The sequence below is a fragment of the Streptomyces sp. NBC_01210 genome, from assembly GCF_036010325.1.
Taxonomy (GTDB): Bacteria; Actinomycetota; Actinomycetes; order Streptomycetales; family Streptomycetaceae; genus Streptomyces.
The window spans coordinates 4,439,282-4,457,989 of the sequence record NZ_CP108549.1 but is presented as its reverse complement, the minus strand read 5'-3'; the positions used below and the strand labels follow the sequence as shown (position 1 = coordinate 4,457,989).

Sequence of the window (18,708 nt, the reverse complement as noted above, 5' to 3'; positions counted from 1 at the left end):
CTGGGTGCGCAAGGCGGCCTACTTGCCTTGCGGCTTCCTCGGGTCAAGCAGCAGCACGTGCACGACTGTCGTGATGATGAAGGCCCAGACAGCGGCTGCGAACCATCCGTTCACCTGGGGTTGCACGATGGCGAAGCCGAGGACGGTCGCGCTCAGGACGGTGTACACAGCCGTGATCCGCCACCCGACAACGCGCCGGTACCAGGCGACGACGAAGGGGAGGCAGGCGAGGACCGACATGCTGAGGAGCGGGACGACGGCCCAGGCGTACCGGTGCCATGGCCGGCTGAACATCCGCGGCCTAGTCGTCTGCGTCAGGTACGGGCTGGGATGGTCTCGTGGCGTTGCCATGCAGCACAGCATGGCCGCTCTTGGGGTGCTTGGTCAGGGGTTGGCAAGCATTGATGTGAATTGGCCACGCCCAGCAGGCTGCCGACTAGCTCCCTACTCACGCTTCTGTGACTCGAACGGAGTCAGTGCTGGTCACTGTCGGCACCTCGTACCCGTGGCCAGGTCGCCGCTGGCCACCCACGCACGGCAGATCGCACACGGCCTTCGCACCAGAAGGGCACCAGATGGAGCGGTGAACTGCGGTCAACAGCGGTTCAGTTCTTGGACGCGTGGGAGAGCGCCGTGCGCTGTTCTGCCTGGCCACGCTGCCCGGCGCATCGAACTGCCGGTGATTCCCAAGCTGAGGGCTTGATGCTGGCACGGTGAGCTGGCCGGTCGTCGGCTGAGGCACGGACGACCCCCACATCGGACCACTGCCCACCTGGCCAGCTCGAACGGGCTACACCTCCAGGGTTGAGCGACGCAGCTAGCTCGCCGGGGAAGCAAGTTCACTGCCGGGCAAGAGCGCGTGGTGCACTGCGGGCCCCGACAAGGCAACGTCTCCAGTGCGAGTGATTCCGCGAGGTGAGAGGGGAATGCAGCTCTATGGGGGAGCCAAGCCAGGGGAGGGACAAGCAGGTGGCGCAGAGGGGCAGCGGCCGAGGTTACGAGTACCATCGGCAGCAGCAAGCTTTGCGGCGGGCCCAGGAGCAACGGGCACGTCAGGTTGAGCGGGAACGCAAGGCAGCTGAGGCGGAGAGTAAGCGGCAGGAACGTGAGCGAAAGGCCGCCTATCTGGAGCAGCAGGCCCAACAGGCGCACGTGCGCACGGTCGGGGTCGAGCACGAGGTCGAGCAGCTGGGACAGTTGCTCCGTGACGCGCTGGTTGGTGATCCGCCAATGACCTTTGAGCGCCGGCGGAGGACCCGCACGCCGAAAGTGTTGGATGAGCGTCCTTGGTCTCGTCCGGAACCTTCCCCGCGTTGGGAGGAGTTCGCACCGCCGGAGCCCGGTGGTCTGGCTGCTGTCCTGGGTCTTGGCAGGAAGCGCTATGAAGCTGAGGTTGCCGAGGCGCGTGTGCGTTTCGGCGAAGCACAAGAGCGCCACAGGCGAGCCGAGGAGAAGCGGCTGGCAAAGCTGGAGCGGAAGAGGGCAGAGCACCGCCAGTCCGAAGAGCAAGCCCTTGACGAGGTGGCGACCTTCAACGGGGAGTTGGACGAGGAACGCGAGGCGTACAAGGCCGGGGAGCCCGCGGCGGTCGAAGCTCACCTTGGCGCAGTTCTGAACGCGTCGGAGTACCCAGTGGGCTTCCCGCACGAACATCGAATTGCCTTTCGTCCTGCTACCGGTGACGTACTTGTTGAGATCCACTTACCTCCTGAGGGGATCGTTCCTGCCGCGCGGGGCTATCGGTACGTGAAGAACCGAGACGAGACGACCGTGCTGCCTCGTCCGGAGAAAGAACGCAAGGAGATCTACGCTTCCGTCCTGGCACAAGTCGCTCTGAGGACAGTCCACGAGGTCCTGACGAGCGATCTGGACCGGGTTGTCAATGGCGTGATCCTGAACGGCCATGTGAAGACCATCGACCGAGCCACCGGTCAGGAGGTCTCACCTTGTCTGGTGACGCTCAGCGCCAGCAGGGAGCAGTTCGGGAAGCTGCGTCTCAGTCAGGTTGATCCAGCGCACTGCCTCAGGGGACTTAACGCGCTGGTGTCTCCCAACCCCTACGATCTCGAACCGATTCGTCCCATCATCGAGTTCGACCTGTCGAAGTACCGGCTGATGGACAGCATGGATGTCGTGGCTGACCTGGACAGCAGGCCCGTGCTGGTGAAGTTGACGCCTACCGAGTTCGAGCATCTGATTCGCCAGCTGTTTGAGGCGATCGGCATGGAGGCCTGGAACACTCAGGCGTCGAAGGACGAGGGCGTTGATGCGGTGGCTGTCAGCAAGGACCCCGTATTCAACGGTGAGTGCATCATCCAGGCGAAGCGCTACAGCAAACTCGTGGGCGTTGAGTCCGTACAGGCGCTCGCCGGAGTGGTTGAGCACAAGCGTGCTGCCAAGGGGGTCCTGATCACCACGTCGTGGTTCGGCAGGGCCAGCCACGACTTTGCCCGCCAGCATGGTCGGCTCCAGCTCATCGAAGGACCGGAACTCAAATACCTGATCAAGGAACACCTCGGCAAGGATGTGATTCCTGGTCCGGTTCCCCCGAAGAGGCGCCCCTCTCGCTGAGACTGGCCTGCTGGCTTCTCATGCCGAGAAGCTGGGCCGTCCCTGGTCGTCCTTGGCCACTCACCAGTGGCCAAGGACGACCACCAGGCGCTCAGGGACACCGCTTCTGAACAGGGAAAACGCAGCTCACCAAGATCCCCGACAAGACCCAGGGCAAGAAGACATACCTTCCGGCAGACGCCGGGACCGTGACTGGGCCGGCGCCTTCCGCCTTAGTACTGCAACCGCACTCGACGAATCGCCGCAGGTCGAGCGTAGTGCGCCGCCCCTCTGAGCGTGACATGCCGTCAGCTCTACGCGACGCTGACCTGCGGGTCCGCTGGCTGCCGGGTGCTGCAACTGAAACCGCTCGCTGACGCCCAGTCAGGGTGGGAGGCTCTCCGCCCCCAGTCTGACCTGCGGCGACGCAAGGAGTGCGGTTGCAGTATTAGTTGTGTGCTGGCGTCGCCAATCGCGGGTAGGGCTCCCGGCAAGTTGTTGCGATCATGCAAAAACAGTATCGAACTGATATCTCAGGGACCTATGTCCGATCAAGGCGGGCCTTGATTGCGGTGCTAGTTGCCGCTTCTATGACTTATAACGCGGCAGGGCTACAGTCCGTCCCCGCGGCACCTTTCCGTGCCTGTTTGCAGGCACGGGCGGGGGTCTCCAGATAAAAAAAATCCTTCGATGGCGCGGTAGTCATATGCCGGTGGCGCGAAAGCCCACGTGACAGGCATCGCCCACTGAAGGACTGCCATCGAGACCCCTGAGCGAAAAGGCCGTCTAAGCTAAATGCCCAACTGGCGTTTGATTCTTATCACCTCGGTGCGAGTGCTGCCGGTGCTGTCCGTCGTACTGCTCTCCGCCCCCGCGTGGCTCACATTTCCGTTTCTGCCATCAGAGCGGCGGCGGGCCGTGTTGGACCTTGTAAAGGAACTCATCCGCTGGACACACAACCACAGGCAGTGAGCTAGGAGGTCAGCGGTGGTGGCAGCTCCCACCCGCCACCACCGCTCTCCCTTGGTTGGGCAGTCGCATTGGGAATCGCCCTTGCACTGGCCGGTGCCTGACTTGGCTGAGGCTTGCGAGGTAGCTCCCGTACAAGGTGCGCTGTAGCTCGGCGCGCCGATTGCCGTGCTCTCGCTTCCACCGGCGTCCCTCCGCCAGGAGTCCTGCGGCAGTAGCGATCATTCCACCTATGACGGTGCTAGCAAGCGCGGACCACTCCATCGGAACAAGGTAGACGCCGCCGGGCTGACGATGGCGTGTCTGGGACGGGTGCTCGGCCGGCGGCCGCGCTCTGCTCGTCCTAGCCCGTCTCATTTTCCGTCTCATTCAGGCCCGTTCACGGCCGTTCAGGCGAGGCCCACAGCCGTCCCCGAACCCGCGAGCAGCCGCCCATGAACCCAGGTAATCGCCCCCGCACACACCCCAACTCCCCACCACCACAGTTGGAAAGCGGGTTGGTGGGGTGGTGGCGGAGCTCTGGATGCGTGAGCGATGCGTGAGCGGACGTACCGGGATGACGCGCTCGGATCTGGATTGGACACCAAACTGCACCCCTCTGAACAGGCCGTTCTGGACGAGAGGGGTGTACGGCGGAAGTCCCGGCAGGACCCTGCCGGGACTTTTAATCCGTTGGTTGTGGGTTCGAGTCCCACACGGCCTACCGTCCAGGTCACCGGGGAAACCTCGGTTGACCTGCACTTCAGCGCTCAGACTGGGCTTCACCGGTCGGGGCGCTTTCGTGTTTCCCGTCGCAGGTGAGCCCGAGGTGAGCCCGGAGGTTTCGCCAACTGCCTTGGCTCGGGCCCTGGGAACGAGCCCCGCGGCCTTCTCGGACACCTCGCGGTCGATCTCCGGGAGCAGGCTCGTGTACGTGTCCGACGTCAGCGTGATCGTGGAGTGCCGAAGCGTCTCCTTCTCGGCCCGGTCATCAAGGCCCTCGGCCCCGTGCTGGCATCCGCAGCCAAGGCGGTCGGCTCACCCGGGCACTATGCCTCTGGCGTTCCGTCCGCCGTGATCCGGCGGAAGCCGAGGTACGGGAAGAGGGTGTCTGGAAGGACGAGGGAACCGTCCTGCTGCTGGCTCTGTTCGAGGAGCGCGGCCAGGGTGCGGCCGATGGGGAGGCCGGAGCCGTTGAGGGTGGCGACGAGCTTGGGCTTGCCGTCCTCGCCGCGGGTGCGGATGTTCGCGCGGCGGGCCTGGAAGGTGCTGAAGTTCGAGATCGAGGAGATCTCGCGGTATGTGTTCTGGCTCGGGATCCAGACCTCGATGTCGTAGGTGAGCTGGGCGGAGAAGCCTGTGTCACCGGCGGCCAGCTTGACGACGCGGTACGCGAGGCCGAGCTCCTTCAGGCACGCCTCGGCATGGCCGACCATCGTTTCCAGTGTGGCGTCCGCGTTCGCCGGGTCGACCATCTGGACGATCTCGACTTTGGCGAACTGGTGCTGGCGGATCAGGCCCCGGGTGTCGCGACCGTACGAGCCTGCCTCGGACCGGAAGCACGGCGTGTGCGCGGTCAGGGCCAGCGGCAGGTCGGCCGGCGGGATGATCTCGTCGGCGTAGAGGTTGGTCAGCGGTACCTCGGCCGTCGGGATGAGGAACAGCTCACGGTCGGCTACGCCGGTCTTGAACAGGTCCTCCTCGAACTTCGGCAGCTGTCCGGTGCCGGTCATCGTCTTGCGGCTGACCAGGTACGGAACCGCGTGCTCGACGTACCCGTGCCGACGGGTGTGGATGTCGAGGAACAGTGTCGCCAGGGCACGCTCGAGGGTTGCTCCCGCCCCGCGGGAGACGACGAACCGGGGGCCCGACAGCTTCGTGGCACGGGCGAAGTCGAGGATGCCGGTGCTCTCGCCGAGGTCAACGTGGTCTTTCGGCTCGAAGGAGAAGGCCGGCGGGGTGCCGACGCGCCGGATCTCGACTGCGAACTCCTCGGAGTCGCCGTCCGGGGCCGCGTCGTCCGGCAGGTTCGGGATGGTCAGGAGCAGATCGCGCAGCTCCTCCTGTACCTGCTCCTGCTCGGCGTCGATGTCCCGGATCTGGTCCTTCAGCTCGCGGGCGCGCTCCTTCAGCTTGGAGATGTCGCCGCCCTGCTTGGTTGTCTGCTGGACCTCGCTCGCCACCCGCTTGGCCTCCGCCCGCAGCTCGTCGGCTGAGCGGATGCTCTGGTTGCGCCGGGACTGGAGGTCTTCCAGCCGGGGCAGGTCCAGGGAGTAACCGCGACGAGCGAGCCGACGAACTGCTTCGGCACCCATTTCAATCAGGGCGCGGGCGTCATGCATGAGGAAGATCCTTTTTTATCCAGCGAGTGGGGTTGGGGATACCGAATCGACGGTAGCAACGGTCGGGCCCCCGTTGATCGGAAATGCCGTCAGGCTCAGCCGCGCAAAATCAGAGGCGGGATAGTGCCACATTGCGGTTCGTGGCAGGGTCGCCCTCATGCGGATTTTGGTGATGGGTGGCACCTGGTTCCTTGGTCGGGCGATCGTTGACGATGCACTTCGACGCGGGTGGGAGGTAACGACGTTCAACAGGGGCCGCTCCGGTGCGGTCGAGGGCGCCGACACGGTCCGGGGTGACCGGACCAACCCCGACGACCTGAAGCGGCTAGCCTCACAGGGACCGTGGGATGCCGTGGTCGACACATCCAGCAGCGAGTTCCCCCCCCGTGACGTGCTTCTCGCCGCCGACGTCCTGCGCCCGGCCGCCGCCCGGTGGGTGCACGTCTCGACGGTGTCCGTCTATCAGGGGTGGCCCCACCAACCGCTCACCGAGGATTCCCCGCTGCTGGTGTGCCCGCCAGACGCCGACGACACGTTCGGGCGCACCGGCGCCGACGGCAGCCCGACGAAGTACGGGTTCCAGAAGGCGGGCGGAGAGGCCGCCGTGCGATCCGTGTTCGGGGACGAAGTGGTGTTCCTGCGGCCCGGAGTGATCTTGGGGCCTGGCGAGTACGTCGGCCGCCTCCCCTGGTGGCTCACCCGTGCCCAGCGCGGCGGCCCGATCGTCGTCCCGGCGCCGGCCGCCCAGATGGTCCAGCCCGTGGACGTACGGGACGTCGCCGCCTTCGCCGTCGATCAGGCCTCCGGCACCGATGGCCCCGGCCAGGCGTTCAACATCGCCCACCCCGAGGGCATCAGCTGGGCCGACTTCATCGCCGAGTGCCTGGCCGTCACCCGTAGCACCGGCAGCCCAGTGTGGGCCGATGCGGCGGCACTCACCGCGCATGGTGTGAAGCAGTGGACGGAGCTTCCGCTGTGGCGCACCCACTCCGGGGTGTGGTCCGTTGACGCCTCCCGTGCCGTGGCTGCCGGGCTCCGCTGCCGTCCGCTTGCCGACACCATTACCGACACCTGGGCGTGGATGCAGGCAGACGGCCGACCGGTCGAACATCCGAGGTGGACCGAGCATGGCGTGGACCCGGGCAAGGAAGCCCAGATCCTCGCCGCCCTCGGCCACTCGTAGGCACAAGGGGTCAGGGTCAGGGCTCGATGGCAAGGAGCCCGCTTCCAGTACCCAGCTGCCTCGGCGCCGAGAGGCGCCCGAATTCCTCGATCTGTTCGCCGAGCGTGACGGCCACCCGCGTCCCCCTGAACGCAGGGGCCGTCAGAGCCCGCCGCAAACCGCCGGTGCGCTCCAACAGTCCCGCCACGCGCTGTTCCGCCGGGATCACCCACACGGTTTCCAGTGTCACCGCCGCCGCGTCCAGGTCGCCCCGAAGCACCTGCGCCGCAGCGAGGTCGGCCGCAGCCTTGCCCCGTACCGATGCCGACTGCCGAGCCGGCGGCCGGGACGCGACCAGATCCAGCGCCCGCTGCGCCGTCACCTCCGCCCCCGCTCCGTCGCCGGCGAGCAGGGCGGTTGTGCCGTTGGACATCAGCAGCCGCTCCTCGTTGAAGGCGAACTCACCGCCGACGTCGTCGTGCAGGGCATCCCGCTCGCCTCTGTCCTGTCGCGTGGACGCGACCAGCGCCCGGGTGGCCCGCTCCCGGTCCCCGAGGTGCCCGTGAGCGCGGGCCTCGATGGACAACAGCCGCCGCCTGGCCGTGTCGCCTAGACCGGCGTAGGCCAGCGCAGTCCGCGCATGCCGTACGGCCTCCGAAGGGCGGCCCGTGAAATACGCGCAGATTGCCAAGGACCCGGTGGCGTAGGCCCGTAGCGGATCGAACCGAGCCATCTCCCCGTACAGGACCGCCGACCGGGCGAGGCGTGCCGAGTCGTCCAGGGCGCCGAGGTCGAAGGCGGCGGTCGACAGCAGCGCGCACGCCTGCCCCGCCACGATCAGCAGGTCCTGCTGCTGCACGGGCACCTTGGTGAGTCCCCGTTGGTGCTCCGCCTCCGAGCGCAGGACCTTCGCCCGCCGGAACACGTCGAAGGCGCTCACGGCGCCGTATGAGCGGGCGAGGGACAGGGCGTCGTCACGGAGCTGGTCGATGGTCGTGTCGGATATGGACTGCGCGGCGGCAGCGCCCGCCTCATCAGCGGCGTCACGTGCGGTCATGGCGATTTCACTTTCGAGGTTGTACGGAGTGGGAGTGGCCGATGCCGAGGTCGGCAGCGCGGGCGGTGGCCCGAACAGTGCCGCGGCCTCCACGTCGAAGAGCTGCTCCAGCACCCGGCACGTGTCTGGCCCCGGCATGGTTTTGATCCGGCCCGACGTCCACCGCCGGAACTGTGCCTCCGACACCGACAGGCCCTGCACGCCGGCCTGCGAGGCCGCGCGCTCGAACGCCGTGACGAAGTCCCTGTAACGCCAATGCCGTTGCTGGACTAACACGCGCAGCAGCGTCGCCGGATCGCCCATCGGTCGCTCCCTCAAGGTCAGGAGACGGGCTGCATCGCCCCGCCCCTCTTTGTTGCCTACCGGCCAACACCCCTACTGCGCAATGAAATCCGTGCAGATGGCATCGCGACGCCACATCCATGACACCCCGGTCACCCTGGCGAGCACCAGATGACACCGCCCGCGTCGTGGTCGTGACTCCCGCACCAGAGGGACTCTTACGCCACCTCGACAACCCGAGCGAAAGGGAGCGGAACCGTGAGCAGCCTCCGGCTTCCCCGACGAACCCCCGGCGCGACCAGCACGCACTACGAGGCCGCCTTGGCCCCGTACTTGGAGACGGACGTCGGCATCCCGTCGGAGCGCCGCGGTCTCCCCAGGGCCGCCGAGGCGTTCCGTGGCCGGCACGGAGACCCCTCCACATGGAGCTCCGCCCAGTTCGACGCCTGCCTCGGCCTCGGTGGTGCCCAATGAGCGCGACCACGGAGGCGAACCTCTGGGTCACGGAGGACACCGGGCACCGGCTTCTCGGCCAGAACGTCGCACACGCCGCCAGCGGACGTCGCGGAACCGTGGGCGCAGTCCTGATCTACGTATCGAAACTCACCGGCAGGCCGGTCAGGAAGGTGGCGCACATGCGCCCGATGGACGACTCGGGTCGGGAATGGACCGCCGAACCGGACACCCTCCAGCCCCTATGCCCGATCTCCCCGCTGGCACCGGACAGCGGCTCGCACAGCTGAACAGGCTTCCCGCCCGTTGCCGGCCAATCGGTTGACAGCGGGTGGGGAACGGCGCCCCAGGGCGCCGCGCACCAAGCCGGCGAGGTGCGTACGGCACCGGACCGCGGCTAGCAGAGCGGATCAGAACGGCCCACCTCGGGCAGTCACCCTTCCATCAAGGAGATCAGTTATGCCGAAGCCCAGGCGAGAGAAGCAGAACCACCTGATCTACGCGGATGTCGTGGACTCCAAGTCCAAGGCGGGCGTGTGGATGGGGGAGCGTGCCTCCTTCCACGAGAAGCAGGACCGCATCCTCGAGGCGCTGAAGGACCCCACCGACTGGGTAAACCTGGAGGGCGCCGTCATGGTTATCACCACCGAGCCGGCTGGTCTCACGGTCATCGCGCCGAACCCGACGCTCCCGGGTGTGATCGTCCTCTCCGACGGCGGTTCCCCCGCGGCCTCCGCCCGACTCCAGGCCGACGCCGAGGAGCAGGTCCGCGCCGTCATGGCCGAGCTGGGCATCGCCGAAGAGGAAACGGCGGCCTGACCCAGTGGCCACTCCCCAGCTGCTGTGGGGGAAATACTTCCAGTACGACCGGGACGGGGAGGCTGTCCTCCTCGACCCGGTCACGCTGGAGAGCGTGCTTCTCGACTCCGGCGAGGTCACTGACCTCGCCGGGGTCCCCCCGACCGCGACACACTTAGCCCTCGCCGGGCTCGGCTTCACCCAGGACGGCCCGCCGGTCGACCGCCGTGAAGCACTCCACCACCGCCTCCACACCCTGGGTATCGACCCGGCGCCGCGCCGGATCAGCGGCCTCCGGGTGGTGCTCACAGACCGCTGCAACATGGCCTGCACGTACTGCTTCGTCGACACCAACAGCGGCAAGCCGGACATGACGGAGCAGGAGCTCGCCGCCGGCCTGGAGTTCCTGTTCGAGCAGAACGCGGGGCAGGAGGAGGTCTCGATCCAGTGGTTCGGCGGCGAGCCGACCATCCGCTTCGACCTCATGGAGTACGGCGACGAACTCGCCGACATCCTTGCGGCCCGCTACGGCGTAGCGCGGGTCCGGCGCACGGTCGTCACCAACGGCGCCCGGCTGACGGACGAGGCTCTCGACCACTTCGTACAGCGCGAGTACGGGGTGGGCATCTCCATCGACGGCCCTCCTGGGATCAACTCGGCGAACCGGCTGCTCCTCGGCGGGCAGCCTGCGGACGAACGCATTCGCCGAAACGTCCGGCGCTTAGTCGAGGCGAAGAGCCTGCACGTCGGCTGCAACCTCACCCCGACAGCGTCGAACATCGGGCGCCTGGCCGAGAGCGTGCAGTGGATCATCGACGATCTCGGCCTCAAGTTCATCTACGTCAACATGCCCATCCCCACCGGGGGTGAGTGGCGGGTGAACGGCTCTGACCTGGCGCGGGAGCTCTACGAGGCCCGCCTGACCGCACTCGGGAAGGGCGGGATGCTCTTCTCCGTCCTCGACCGGGCTTTCCAGGCCCTCGACACCCGCCGGCCGATGCTGTTCGACCACATGCAGGGCGACCGCAGCCTGAACGCGGCCCTGCTGCCTGGCAACCGGGTCAGCGTGTGCGACATCAACTTCACCGAGCCCTCGTTCCTCCACACAATCGACGAGCTGCGGTCGGACCCCAGCCTCCTCACAAGGGCGACGAAGAAGGTCGCGCCGATCCCCGAGTGCGGCGACTGCCCGGCGCTAGCCATCTGCGGCGGCCCGTCCCGCAACGAACAGGCGCTCATCGGCGGGGGTACCCCCGACCCGCAGATGTGCGCCTTCTACACCAGCACCGTGGCAATCGCGGTGTGGGACAACACGGGGGTGCAATGACAGCCCCCGTTCGCATGGCCCTGGTCTCGACAGCGGGCCACTGCGCGGTCGCGTGCAGCTTCTGCTTCCGGGCCGACCGCGCTCGGGGCTTCCTGACCACCGCCACGTATGCGCGTGCCCTGTCGCGGCTGAAGGAGGCCGGGGTGGAAGGCGTGTGCCTGACCGGTGGTGAGCCGACCCACCACCCGGAGCTCCGGCAGCTCGTCCGCCTTGCCCTCCAGTTCGGCATGACGGTGTCCATGGTGACCTCGGCCCGTTTGGAGGTTGAGGTCACCGCCCTCGCGGAGGTGGGCCGCCTTCTGACCAACGTGACTGTCTCCGCAGACTCGCAGGGCGCAATGGCACTCGGCCGCACTACTCGGACTGCGGCCTCGGCTGTTGCGACGCTGGACGCCGTCGACACCGCCTCGAAAGTCCTGCACCTGACCTACTGGGATGTGGATAACGAGGAAGCTGCGCAGCTCGCCAACCTCGTATGGGAAAGGGGATCGATGTCCAGCTGAGCCCAGTCCTCCTCTCCGAAGGTGCTCTACGCAGGGACAGTCGATCGGTCCAGGACTCCCTGATGCAGCGGACGCGCGATACGGCGGCACTCGGTCAGTACTTCCGCCTGTCCAACGGGTACCGGTCCTACCTCGACGACCTGCGGCAGCTACAGCTGTCCGAGGAAGAGAGCCACCCTTGTCGGTCGGCAACCCTCTACGTGTCGACTGACGGTGGGGTGCGGCACTGCCCATACGGCCCATCCGAGATCAGTGTCCACGCCCCACGTACCGAGATCAGAGCCTTCCTCGACGCGCCGGCCACGGACCGCGTCGTACCCGACTGCGCTGCCATCTGCCGCCCCGCGTCGCGCGACTGCGCGACGGCCTGACCTGGGGGTCCCCATGCAACCGCCGGTCTCCGTCACCGATCCCGACGACTTCAACACCCACTGGAGGAAGCCGCCCAACTTCCGCATGCAGGTCCCGTTCGACTACCTATTCCTGCCGGCGATCGACATCCTCGACCGCATCCGCCGGGACGACGAAGTACGGTTCACGATCCTCGGAGACGACGACTGGAAGGTGCGCATGGACCGCACCGCCACATTCCGGACAGCCCCGGTCGAGGAGATCGCCACGTGGCCGTTCCGCCTGGTGCACTTCAACCTCGCCCGGTTCTACGGCGAGCTGCTGAACGGCTTTCAGGAAGAGGTCATGGTCCCCTGGCGCACCTACCTATCGGCGCAAGGATTCACCTGGCAGCGGTGCGCACCCATCCTGTTCCTCTCCAGCGAAGGAGCTGCCTCGACCTACCACAACGACAACTCGCACGGTCTGGTGTGGCAGGTCCAAGGGGTCAAGACCTTCCACAGCTATCACAACCCCGACAAGTACCTGTCACCGGAAGCCGCGGTCCTCGGTGAGACCACTGGCGAGGATCCTCCGTCGCACGACGAGGCGGCCCGGCAGTCGGTGATGATGCAGTCAGGTGACCAGCTGTGGAGCCACGCTCTTACGCCGCATTGGGTCACCACCGAATCGCCGCTCGCGCTCAGCGTCACCCTCGCCCACGGCGGTCTGTGCCGCCGTGGCCGGTACACCGACCGTGAGTTGGCTCTGCGCGACCACTGGGACAAGCACCCTGCTGAGGCGTGGACCCTCGACCTGGCTCACACCCGATACTGAGCTACCAGCCTGCTTGCCCCACCGCCAGGTCGGCGGTGGGGCAGCAGCGCGTGTTCTGGCTCAGGGGGTGAGGCGGTTCGGCCCCCGGAACAGGAACGCGGCCTCGCGGATCGAGTCCAGGCCGAGCATGACCATCAGGATCCGGCCCAGGCCAGCGCCGAGGCCGCCGTGGGGCGGGCACCCGAACCGGAAGATGTTCATGTAGTCCTGCATCGGCTCGGTGTTCATGCTCTTCTCCTCGGCCTGCTTGAGCAGCACGTCGGAGCGGTGCTCACGCTGGGCTCCGGTGGTGATCTCCAGGCCCTTCCAGAGCAGGTCGAAGCTGAGTGTCAGGTCCGGCCGGTCCGCCGGACGCATGTGGTAGAAGGGCCGGATGCTGGCCGGGTAGTGCGTGATGAACACGAACTCGTGACCCGTGAGCTTCTTCATGTGAGCGGCGATGGCGCGCTCGCCTTCCGGGTCCAGGTCTTCCTTGAGCCCTTCCGGGTCCCAGCCTCCGGCCCGCAGGATCTCCTGCGCCTCGGCCATCGTGATCCTGGGGAACGGGGCCTCCGGCACGACGACCTCGACGCCGAAGATCTCCTGGATCGTGTCACCGTGTACCTCAGCGACCTTCGCGATGGCGTGGGCGAGCATCTGCTCCTCGAAGGCCATAACGTCCTCAACGTCATTGATCCACGACAGCTCGACGTCCACGCCGGTGAACTCGGTCGAGTGGCGTGAGGTGAACGACGGCTCGGCCCGGAAGACGGGACCGATCTCGAAGACCCGGTCGATGCCGGCCGCCACGGCCATCTGCTTGTAGAACTGGGGCGACTGCGCGAGGTAGGCCGACCGGTCGAAATACCCGAGCTTGAACACCTCCGCGCCGGACTCCGAGGCGGTACCCATCAGCTTCGGCGTGTGCATCTCAGTGCAGCCGTGCTGCATGGCGTACTCGCGCAGCCCCTGCTCCAGGGTTGTCTGCGCGGTGAACACCAGCTGCGCGCTGGCCCGCTTGCGTACGTCGAGGAAGCGCCAGTCAAGCCGGTGCTCGGGGCCGGTGTGCTCGTCGATCGGCAGGGGCGTCTCCGCCCGGTTCAGCACCTCGACCGTCTCGGGGACAAGCTCCAGGCCGCCCAGCTTGACCTGGGCAGCCTCTACGACACGGCCGGTGATCCGGACGGAGGACTCGGGGGTAAGCGACTCGAGGACGGCTTCAAGTGGGCCGCCGTCGCGCTTGTGGGTCACCTGGACCATGCCGGAGTGGTCCCGCAGGATGACGAACTGCATCTTGCGCTGCAGCCGGAGCGCGTTCACCCAACCGGAGACCGTGACGGTCTGGTCGAGGTGTGCGCGTAAGCCAGAAGCCAGTACGCGGCTAGTGGTGTGGATCATCGCAGCCCTCCAGGGGCGTCGTCATGATCCCTTGGGGGCGTGGGCGAGAAGGGTACTCGCGGTGCCACCACGCCTTTGCCACCGCCAGACAGCGGCGGCCTCATTCAGCCCGATGACGGGGGCAAACCGGCGGGGCATTGGGCCTGAAGGCCGTTTCTCCCCGCGCTCGGGAGGGTCTTTACCATGGGGTGCGAGTCCGCCTTCCCAGCTGCCGGCGGCTCTCTCTGCTCGCGTGATCCGTGGTTACTCGTCTCCGTCTACGCGTTGCCCACGAGAATAGGGATCCTGCAAGTCTCTCGCAACGGAATCACGGCGATGGCGCAGGAGGTGACCGAAACAGCGCCCTGCCGATGAGAGCGAGGAGGACACGTCACACGCCTCGCGAAGCCGGAGCCTTCTCTGTTCTCGCGGCCCAGGCGGCCGTTACCGGAGCACAAGAGCCCCTATGCCCGCGAGGTGGCGGACGGGCAGCCTTTTGCGGACACGATCAACCCCGTGCGTCCCTACGTCACCACCTCGCCACGCAAGCGTCCGGACGACCCAGAACGTCGGGCTCAGGCTGAACGCCGCCTGGCGTTGGATATGGCGCTGCGCGGCATCGACGTGCGCCCAACCGTGATCCACGGCAGACAGATACGCCCTGACGGCCGCACGATCCGAGTGGCGGTGGGGGCATGACGGCCGCTTCCTGTTGCCGGTGCGAGCGGATATCCGTCGCCCCTATCGCGGTGCGCCACATCGAGCGGACGAGCGGACCTGGCGTCACCGTGTACGACTGCCCCGACTGCGCGCCCCATCTCATCTCCGGCCCCCTTTCGGCGGAGACCACCACACTGGCGGATGGCTGACTCCCTCAGGGGATGTCCCGCCCGGACGGCACCGGCGGGGCATCGTCATCCAATGATGCGTCAAGTGTTCTGCGCGTGCTCAGCGGCAATACGCTTTAGTCGGCCGTACATCAGCCTTGCGGCACACCTCAAGCAGGCCCGGCGACGACGTCGTCCGAGTCGAGAGAGTCTGCCGTTGGTGGCACGCCAGCGGCGTGCGCTGGGCGCACGGCGTGCGTGGCTAGGTGGAGAATCACCTTTTCGCGCAGTGGGTCGGGGCCGTCAGGATGAGTTGGAAGCGCATCGCCTGCGGGTACGCCTCGATGGACTTCATGCCACTTCGAGCGAGTCTGCTTCTTCCGGCCATCGCCCAGGTCGTCTGCCGGCAGGAACCGAATAGCGCCAGTACCGGGAGAATTGACGTTCGCGTGAGTGACCGAGACGACATCTACGATCCACTGCGTCGTGAGAACTTGGGCCGCAGCGTCCAATGGGCCGCGACACCACGGTCCTGAAGAGCAACCACTTCGACTCGGATGGTCCGGCTCTTGTGGAGAGGGGACTTCTGGTACCGGAAGTTATGAGGCCCCCACTGCCGAAGCGGTGGGGGCCTTCCCGCGTCACGGGTATTGGCGGCGCTTCAGGTCGAGGGCTCCCGAGGACAGCAGGTTGTGATCGGATCGGGCGCCCTGCGTCAGGCCCTACTTGCCGGGTTTCACCACGCCGACCCACTTCAACGTCTTGCGGGGGTTCTCCCGCTCGATCACGACCGGCTGAGTTGCTGGCGCTCCCGCCTCCAGAGCTGCTTTGACGAAGGCCTCGAGCTCGCCGAGCGTTACGTCGCCATTGGATTTTTCGGACGTGAAGGATATCCAGAGTGGTGGCATGAACTCATGATCCCGGTCGGTGAGTTGTGTGTCACCGGTGCCTCTGTCAGTGGCTGTGCGGCGGGTACCAACCGCCCGCAGCCGGAGCAGCGCACGAGGTCCGCGCCTTCCCAGGAGCGGACCTCGTGCGCCTTGCCGTACGCGACCGGTACGCGGCCTGACCATCGGCACCCCCGCATGTGCCGCCGGACGCGCCGTCACCCCGTCATTTCGTCCGGCCGCACCACGCACAGCGCCCAGATGATGAACGCGTACAGAGCGATCGCGATGACCGACCAGAAGGGGTAGTACGGCAGGGACAGGAAGTTGGTGATGATGAGCAGTGCCGCGATTACGATGCCGATGATCCGCGCCCAGAGCGGGGCCTTGAACAGGCTGACGCCCACGAGGATGGCCACGACTCCGAGGATCAGATGGAGCCAGCCCCACCCGGTCACATCGAACCTGAAGACATAGCGCGGTGTTGAGACGAAGATGTCGTCGTTGGCGATGGCCATGATGCCTCGGAAGACGTCGAGGATACCGCCGATGATCAGCATTACTGCGGCGAACACCACGAGCCCGCCGGCAGCCGCCAGGGATGCCTCGGAGCGATCGTGGGTCGACCGTGGATGAGTTGTCTGCGACATGGTGATTCCTCTACTCCCTGTTGTTCTCCGTTCCCGCACCTGCCGGTGCGGCGGCTTCGGATTTCGGCGGGTCGGCCGTTTCGCGTCCGACCCGGTTCTTCACCACCTCCGCTGCCGACAGGCAGACCTGCCGGGAACCTCACGACACCGAGAGCGGTACACGGGTTCAGTGCAGGAGCTTTTCCTTGGCCCGCTCGAACTCCGCCTCGGAAATGTCGCCCTTGGCCTTGAGCTCGGACAGTTTGGCCAGCTGGTCCACCCCGCTGCCGGCACCGCCGGCTGTTTCACGGATGTAGGAGTCCATGGCAGATCGCTGCGCCTGCGCATGTTCGAGTTCGCGCTTGCCCATGTCCCTGCCGCGGGCGATCACGTACACCAGGACACCCAGGAAGGGGATGATGAGGACGAAGATCAGCCATCCCGTCTTCGCCCATCCACTCATCTCGTGGTCACGGAAGATGTCGATGATGATCCGGAAGAGCAGCATCAGCCACATGACCCAGAGGAAGATCCACATCACGGTCCAGAAGGCGCCCAGCACGGGATAGTCGTACGCCAGGACCAGATCTCCATCCATAGCTCTCCTCCTGCCACTCACAGTCGGACTCCAGGTCCGCTCCCTTCCAGCCTCCTCGTTTCCCGGCGCGAGCCCTCACCCGTCACGGGTGAATCGTGTGTGATCGGCCGCCACCCGGTCGCCCACCGGTCGCCATCGGGCCGCCACCCGGTCGCCCACCGGTCGCCATCGGGTCAGAGAGTCTCAGCAGTGATTCGTCCAGAGCGCGCGGCGTCGGTGAGGGCCTGGTGGTCGCGCTCGTTCTGATCGGCGTAGAGCTCGGCGAACTCCGCGAGCGCCCGGTCGAAGCTGTCGTTGTTGCCGAGGTAGGCGGCAATGGCGATCCGGTCGCCGGAGCGGGCGTGGGCGCGGGCCAGTGTGGTGCCGCACAGGCTGCCGAAGTATTCGAGCTGGTCCGGGGGCATGAGGTGCGGTACTGCGATGCCCTTCCAGTCGCGCAGCTGGCGGACGTAGAAGTCGCGCTGCCCGCTGTCGATGCCCGTGGCCTGCCCCCAGCCGAGGAAGATGTCACCGGCCGCCTGCATGAGTCGCTGCCCGGATACGACGCGCTGCCCCTGGTGCTCGTACTCGCCGGCACCGGCATACGGGGCGAGTACGGACTGGTCGGCTTCCTTGGCCTGCAGCAGCAGCGGGTCCTCGTCGTCCGTGCCGAGCAGGAGGAGCACCCAGCAGCGGGTGCCCACGCTGCCGACACCGACCACTTTGCGGGCGATGTCGGCCAGCCGGAACTGTTCCAGCAGATGACGTCGGTCGGACGGGAGGCTGCGGCTGTATCCCTTGATGAGCAGACGGATCTGCTGCTCGAGCTCATGGCGCGCGACGTGGGGGAGCAGGTCGCTCAGCGGGACGATCAGCGGCGGGTCGGCCGCGATCCGCCGTTCGCCGTCGACGACCTTCGTGAGTTTCCTGTACGCCTGCTGGGTGTCGCGGGTGCGTGCGGCGGACAGCGCGTGGGACACCCTGTCGCGGGCGCCCTTGCCCAGCCGCTCCGGCAGGAGGTCACGGAGCTGGTTGGCATCGGCCTGGGTGTACCAGACATCGAGGTTGGTCATCCGGGCGAAGCCGCGCATCGCGTCCCGGTACGCGCCGACGGCGCCCCGTACGACGGCTCTGCGCTGTTTCCGCGAGAAGCCGTTCTCGCGACCGGCGATCACCAGGCTCGCCGCAAGCCGTTTGACGTCCCATTCCCACGGGCCGGGCAGGGTTTCGTCGAAGTCGTTGATGTCGAAGACCAGATGCCGTTCGGCGGAGGCGAGCAGCCGGAAGTTCAGCAGATGGGCGTCTCCGCAGAGCTGTGCGACGATCCCGGTGTGGGGCGCGGCGCCCAGGTCGGAGGCCATGATCGCGGCCGCGCCCCGGTAGAACCGGAAGGGTGATTCCAGCATCCGGCCGTACCGGATGGGTACGAGCTCCGGCACGCGAGCGGCGGACTGGCGTTCGATGATCTCGACAGGGTCGGTCCGGTTCGCCGGCGGTTCGAACAGGGCATGGCTGGTGCGTGGCATCCGGTCGCGGGCTGCCTTGCCGCGAGCGGCCCGCTCGTACGGGGTCAGATGTACGTCCGGGGTCGTCGCACTCATCGCGAGGCCTCCTCGCCTCTTCGGACCGGGTCAGTCCGGCAGCCGGCGCATCTCGACCACGTGCAGGCCCAAGTCCTGGAAGCGCATGAGGAGCCCGTACAGATGCGCCTCGTCGGTGACGGGGCCGAAGAGGAGTGTCTGCTGTGGGGCGGGCACTTCCGCCAACTCGGGGAAGGCCTCTGCAACCGGCGTGGACAGGAGGCCGGTGACGCGGAACTCGTAACGCATGGCCCGCACTTCCC

18 protein-coding genes are annotated in these 18,708 nt (G+C 66.8%); 9 read left to right on the top strand and 9 right to left on the bottom strand.

Features of this window, described 5'->3' with window-relative positions:
• Positions 1 to 18: 18 nt before the first annotated feature.
• Positions 19 to 351 (bottom strand): hypothetical protein, encoded by a 333-nt coding sequence (locus OG735_RS20090; protein ID WP_327324570.1) that lies wholly within the window; start codon positions 349 to 351, stop codon positions 19 to 21.
• Positions 352 to 969: 618 nt separating this feature from the next.
• Between OG735_RS20090 and OG735_RS20085 the strand changes: the two genes are divergently transcribed.
• Positions 970 to 2,571, top strand: coding sequence for a restriction endonuclease (locus OG735_RS20085; protein ID WP_327324569.1), 1,602 nt, complete (start codon positions 970 to 972; stop codon positions 2,569 to 2,571).
• A gap of 1,976 nt (positions 2,572 to 4,547) precedes the next feature.
• On the opposite strand, the gene serS is transcribed toward OG735_RS20085, so the two are convergent.
• A complete protein-coding gene (gene serS, locus OG735_RS20080) occupies positions 4,548 to 5,840 on the bottom strand; it encodes a serine--tRNA ligase (RefSeq protein WP_327324568.1) in 1,293 nt (430 codons plus the stop codon).
• 172 nt (positions 5,841 to 6,012) lie between these two features.
• Between serS and OG735_RS20075 the strand changes: the two genes are divergently transcribed.
• Complete coding sequence (locus OG735_RS20075; RefSeq protein ID WP_327328389.1) at positions 6,013 to 7,023, top strand: NAD-dependent epimerase/dehydratase family protein; 1,011 nt, start codon at positions 6,013 to 6,015, stop codon at positions 7,021 to 7,023.
• 16 nt (positions 7,024 to 7,039) lie between these two features.
• On the opposite strand, the gene OG735_RS20070 is transcribed toward OG735_RS20075, so the two are convergent.
• Positions 7,040 to 8,362 carry a DNA-binding protein gene (locus tag OG735_RS20070; protein WP_327324567.1) on the bottom strand — a complete coding sequence of 441 codons (1,323 nt, stop codon included), beginning with the start codon at positions 8,360 to 8,362 and terminating at the stop codon, positions 7,040 to 7,042.
• A 237-nt stretch (positions 8,363 to 8,599) separates the two neighbouring features.
• Between OG735_RS20070 and OG735_RS20065 the strand changes: the two genes are divergently transcribed.
• The 6 genes from OG735_RS20065 to OG735_RS20040 all read left to right on the top strand — a co-directional run bounded on the left by OG735_RS20065 (position 8,600) and on the right by OG735_RS20040 (position 12,589).
• Positions 8,600 to 8,815, top strand: a complete 216-nt coding sequence (locus tag OG735_RS20065; RefSeq protein WP_327324566.1) for a hypothetical protein — start codon at positions 8,600 to 8,602, stop codon at positions 8,813 to 8,815.
• The gene (locus OG735_RS20060; protein ID WP_327324565.1) at positions 8,812 to 9,084 is read left to right on the top strand and encodes a hypothetical protein; all 273 of its coding nucleotides are present in this window, start codon (positions 8,812 to 8,814) and stop codon (positions 9,082 to 9,084) included. The genes OG735_RS20065 and OG735_RS20060 overlap by 4 nt, the downstream gene beginning before the upstream one ends.
• A gap of 169 nt (positions 9,085 to 9,253) precedes the next feature.
• Positions 9,254 to 9,613 (top strand): hypothetical protein, encoded by a 360-nt coding sequence (locus OG735_RS20055; RefSeq protein WP_327324564.1) that lies wholly within the window; start codon positions 9,254 to 9,256, stop codon positions 9,611 to 9,613.
• A 4-nt stretch (positions 9,614 to 9,617) separates the two neighbouring features.
• Positions 9,618 to 10,919, top strand: a complete 1,302-nt coding sequence (locus OG735_RS20050) for a radical SAM protein (RefSeq protein WP_327324563.1) — start codon at positions 9,618 to 9,620, stop codon at positions 10,917 to 10,919.
• A complete protein-coding gene (locus tag OG735_RS20045; protein WP_327324562.1) occupies positions 10,916 to 11,422 on the top strand; it encodes a radical SAM protein in 507 nt (168 codons plus the stop codon). Before OG735_RS20050 ends, OG735_RS20045 begins: the two co-directional genes overlap by 4 nt.
• 384 nt (positions 11,423 to 11,806) lie before the next feature.
• Positions 11,807 to 12,589: a hypothetical protein gene (locus OG735_RS20040; RefSeq protein WP_327324561.1), complete on the top strand. Its 783-nt coding sequence runs from the start codon at positions 11,807 to 11,809 to the stop codon at positions 12,587 to 12,589.
• A 60-nt stretch (positions 12,590 to 12,649) separates the two neighbouring features.
• On the opposite strand, the gene aspS is transcribed toward OG735_RS20040, so the two are convergent.
• Positions 12,650 to 13,966 carry an aspartate--tRNA(Asn) ligase gene (gene aspS / locus OG735_RS20035; RefSeq protein WP_327324560.1) on the bottom strand — a complete coding sequence of 439 codons (1,317 nt, stop codon included), beginning with the start codon at positions 13,964 to 13,966 and terminating at the stop codon, positions 12,650 to 12,652.
• Positions 13,967 to 14,422: 456 nt separating this feature from the next.
• Between aspS and OG735_RS20030 the strand changes: the two genes are divergently transcribed.
• Positions 14,423 to 14,644, top strand: a complete 222-nt coding sequence (locus OG735_RS20030) for a hypothetical protein (RefSeq protein WP_327324559.1) — start codon at positions 14,423 to 14,425, stop codon at positions 14,642 to 14,644.
• An 850-nt stretch (positions 14,645 to 15,494) separates the two neighbouring features.
• Here the strand turns inward: OG735_RS20030 and OG735_RS20025 are convergent.
• The 5 genes from OG735_RS20025 to OG735_RS20005 form a co-directional block, all read right to left on the bottom strand.
• Positions 15,495 to 15,680: a hypothetical protein gene (locus OG735_RS20025; protein WP_327324558.1), complete on the bottom strand. Its 186-nt coding sequence runs from the start codon at positions 15,678 to 15,680 to the stop codon at positions 15,495 to 15,497.
• A gap of 197 nt (positions 15,681 to 15,877) precedes the next feature.
• Complete coding sequence (locus tag OG735_RS20020) at positions 15,878 to 16,309, bottom strand: DUF7144 family membrane protein (RefSeq protein WP_327324557.1); 432 nt, start codon at positions 16,307 to 16,309, stop codon at positions 15,878 to 15,880.
• 166 nt (positions 16,310 to 16,475) lie between these two features.
• Entirely contained in the window at positions 16,476 to 16,886 is a 411-nt protein-coding gene (locus tag OG735_RS20015) for an SHOCT domain-containing protein (RefSeq protein WP_327324556.1), read from the bottom strand.
• A gap of 173 nt (positions 16,887 to 17,059) precedes the next feature.
• A complete protein-coding gene (locus tag OG735_RS20010) occupies positions 17,060 to 18,466 on the bottom strand; it encodes a DUF2252 domain-containing protein (RefSeq protein ID WP_327324555.1) in 1,407 nt (468 codons plus the stop codon).
• A 30-nt stretch (positions 18,467 to 18,496) separates the two neighbouring features.
• A complete protein-coding gene (locus OG735_RS20005; protein ID WP_327328388.1) occupies positions 18,497 to 18,694 on the bottom strand; it encodes a hypothetical protein in 198 nt (65 codons plus the stop codon).
• Between the last annotated feature and the right edge of the window lie 14 nt (positions 18,695 to 18,708).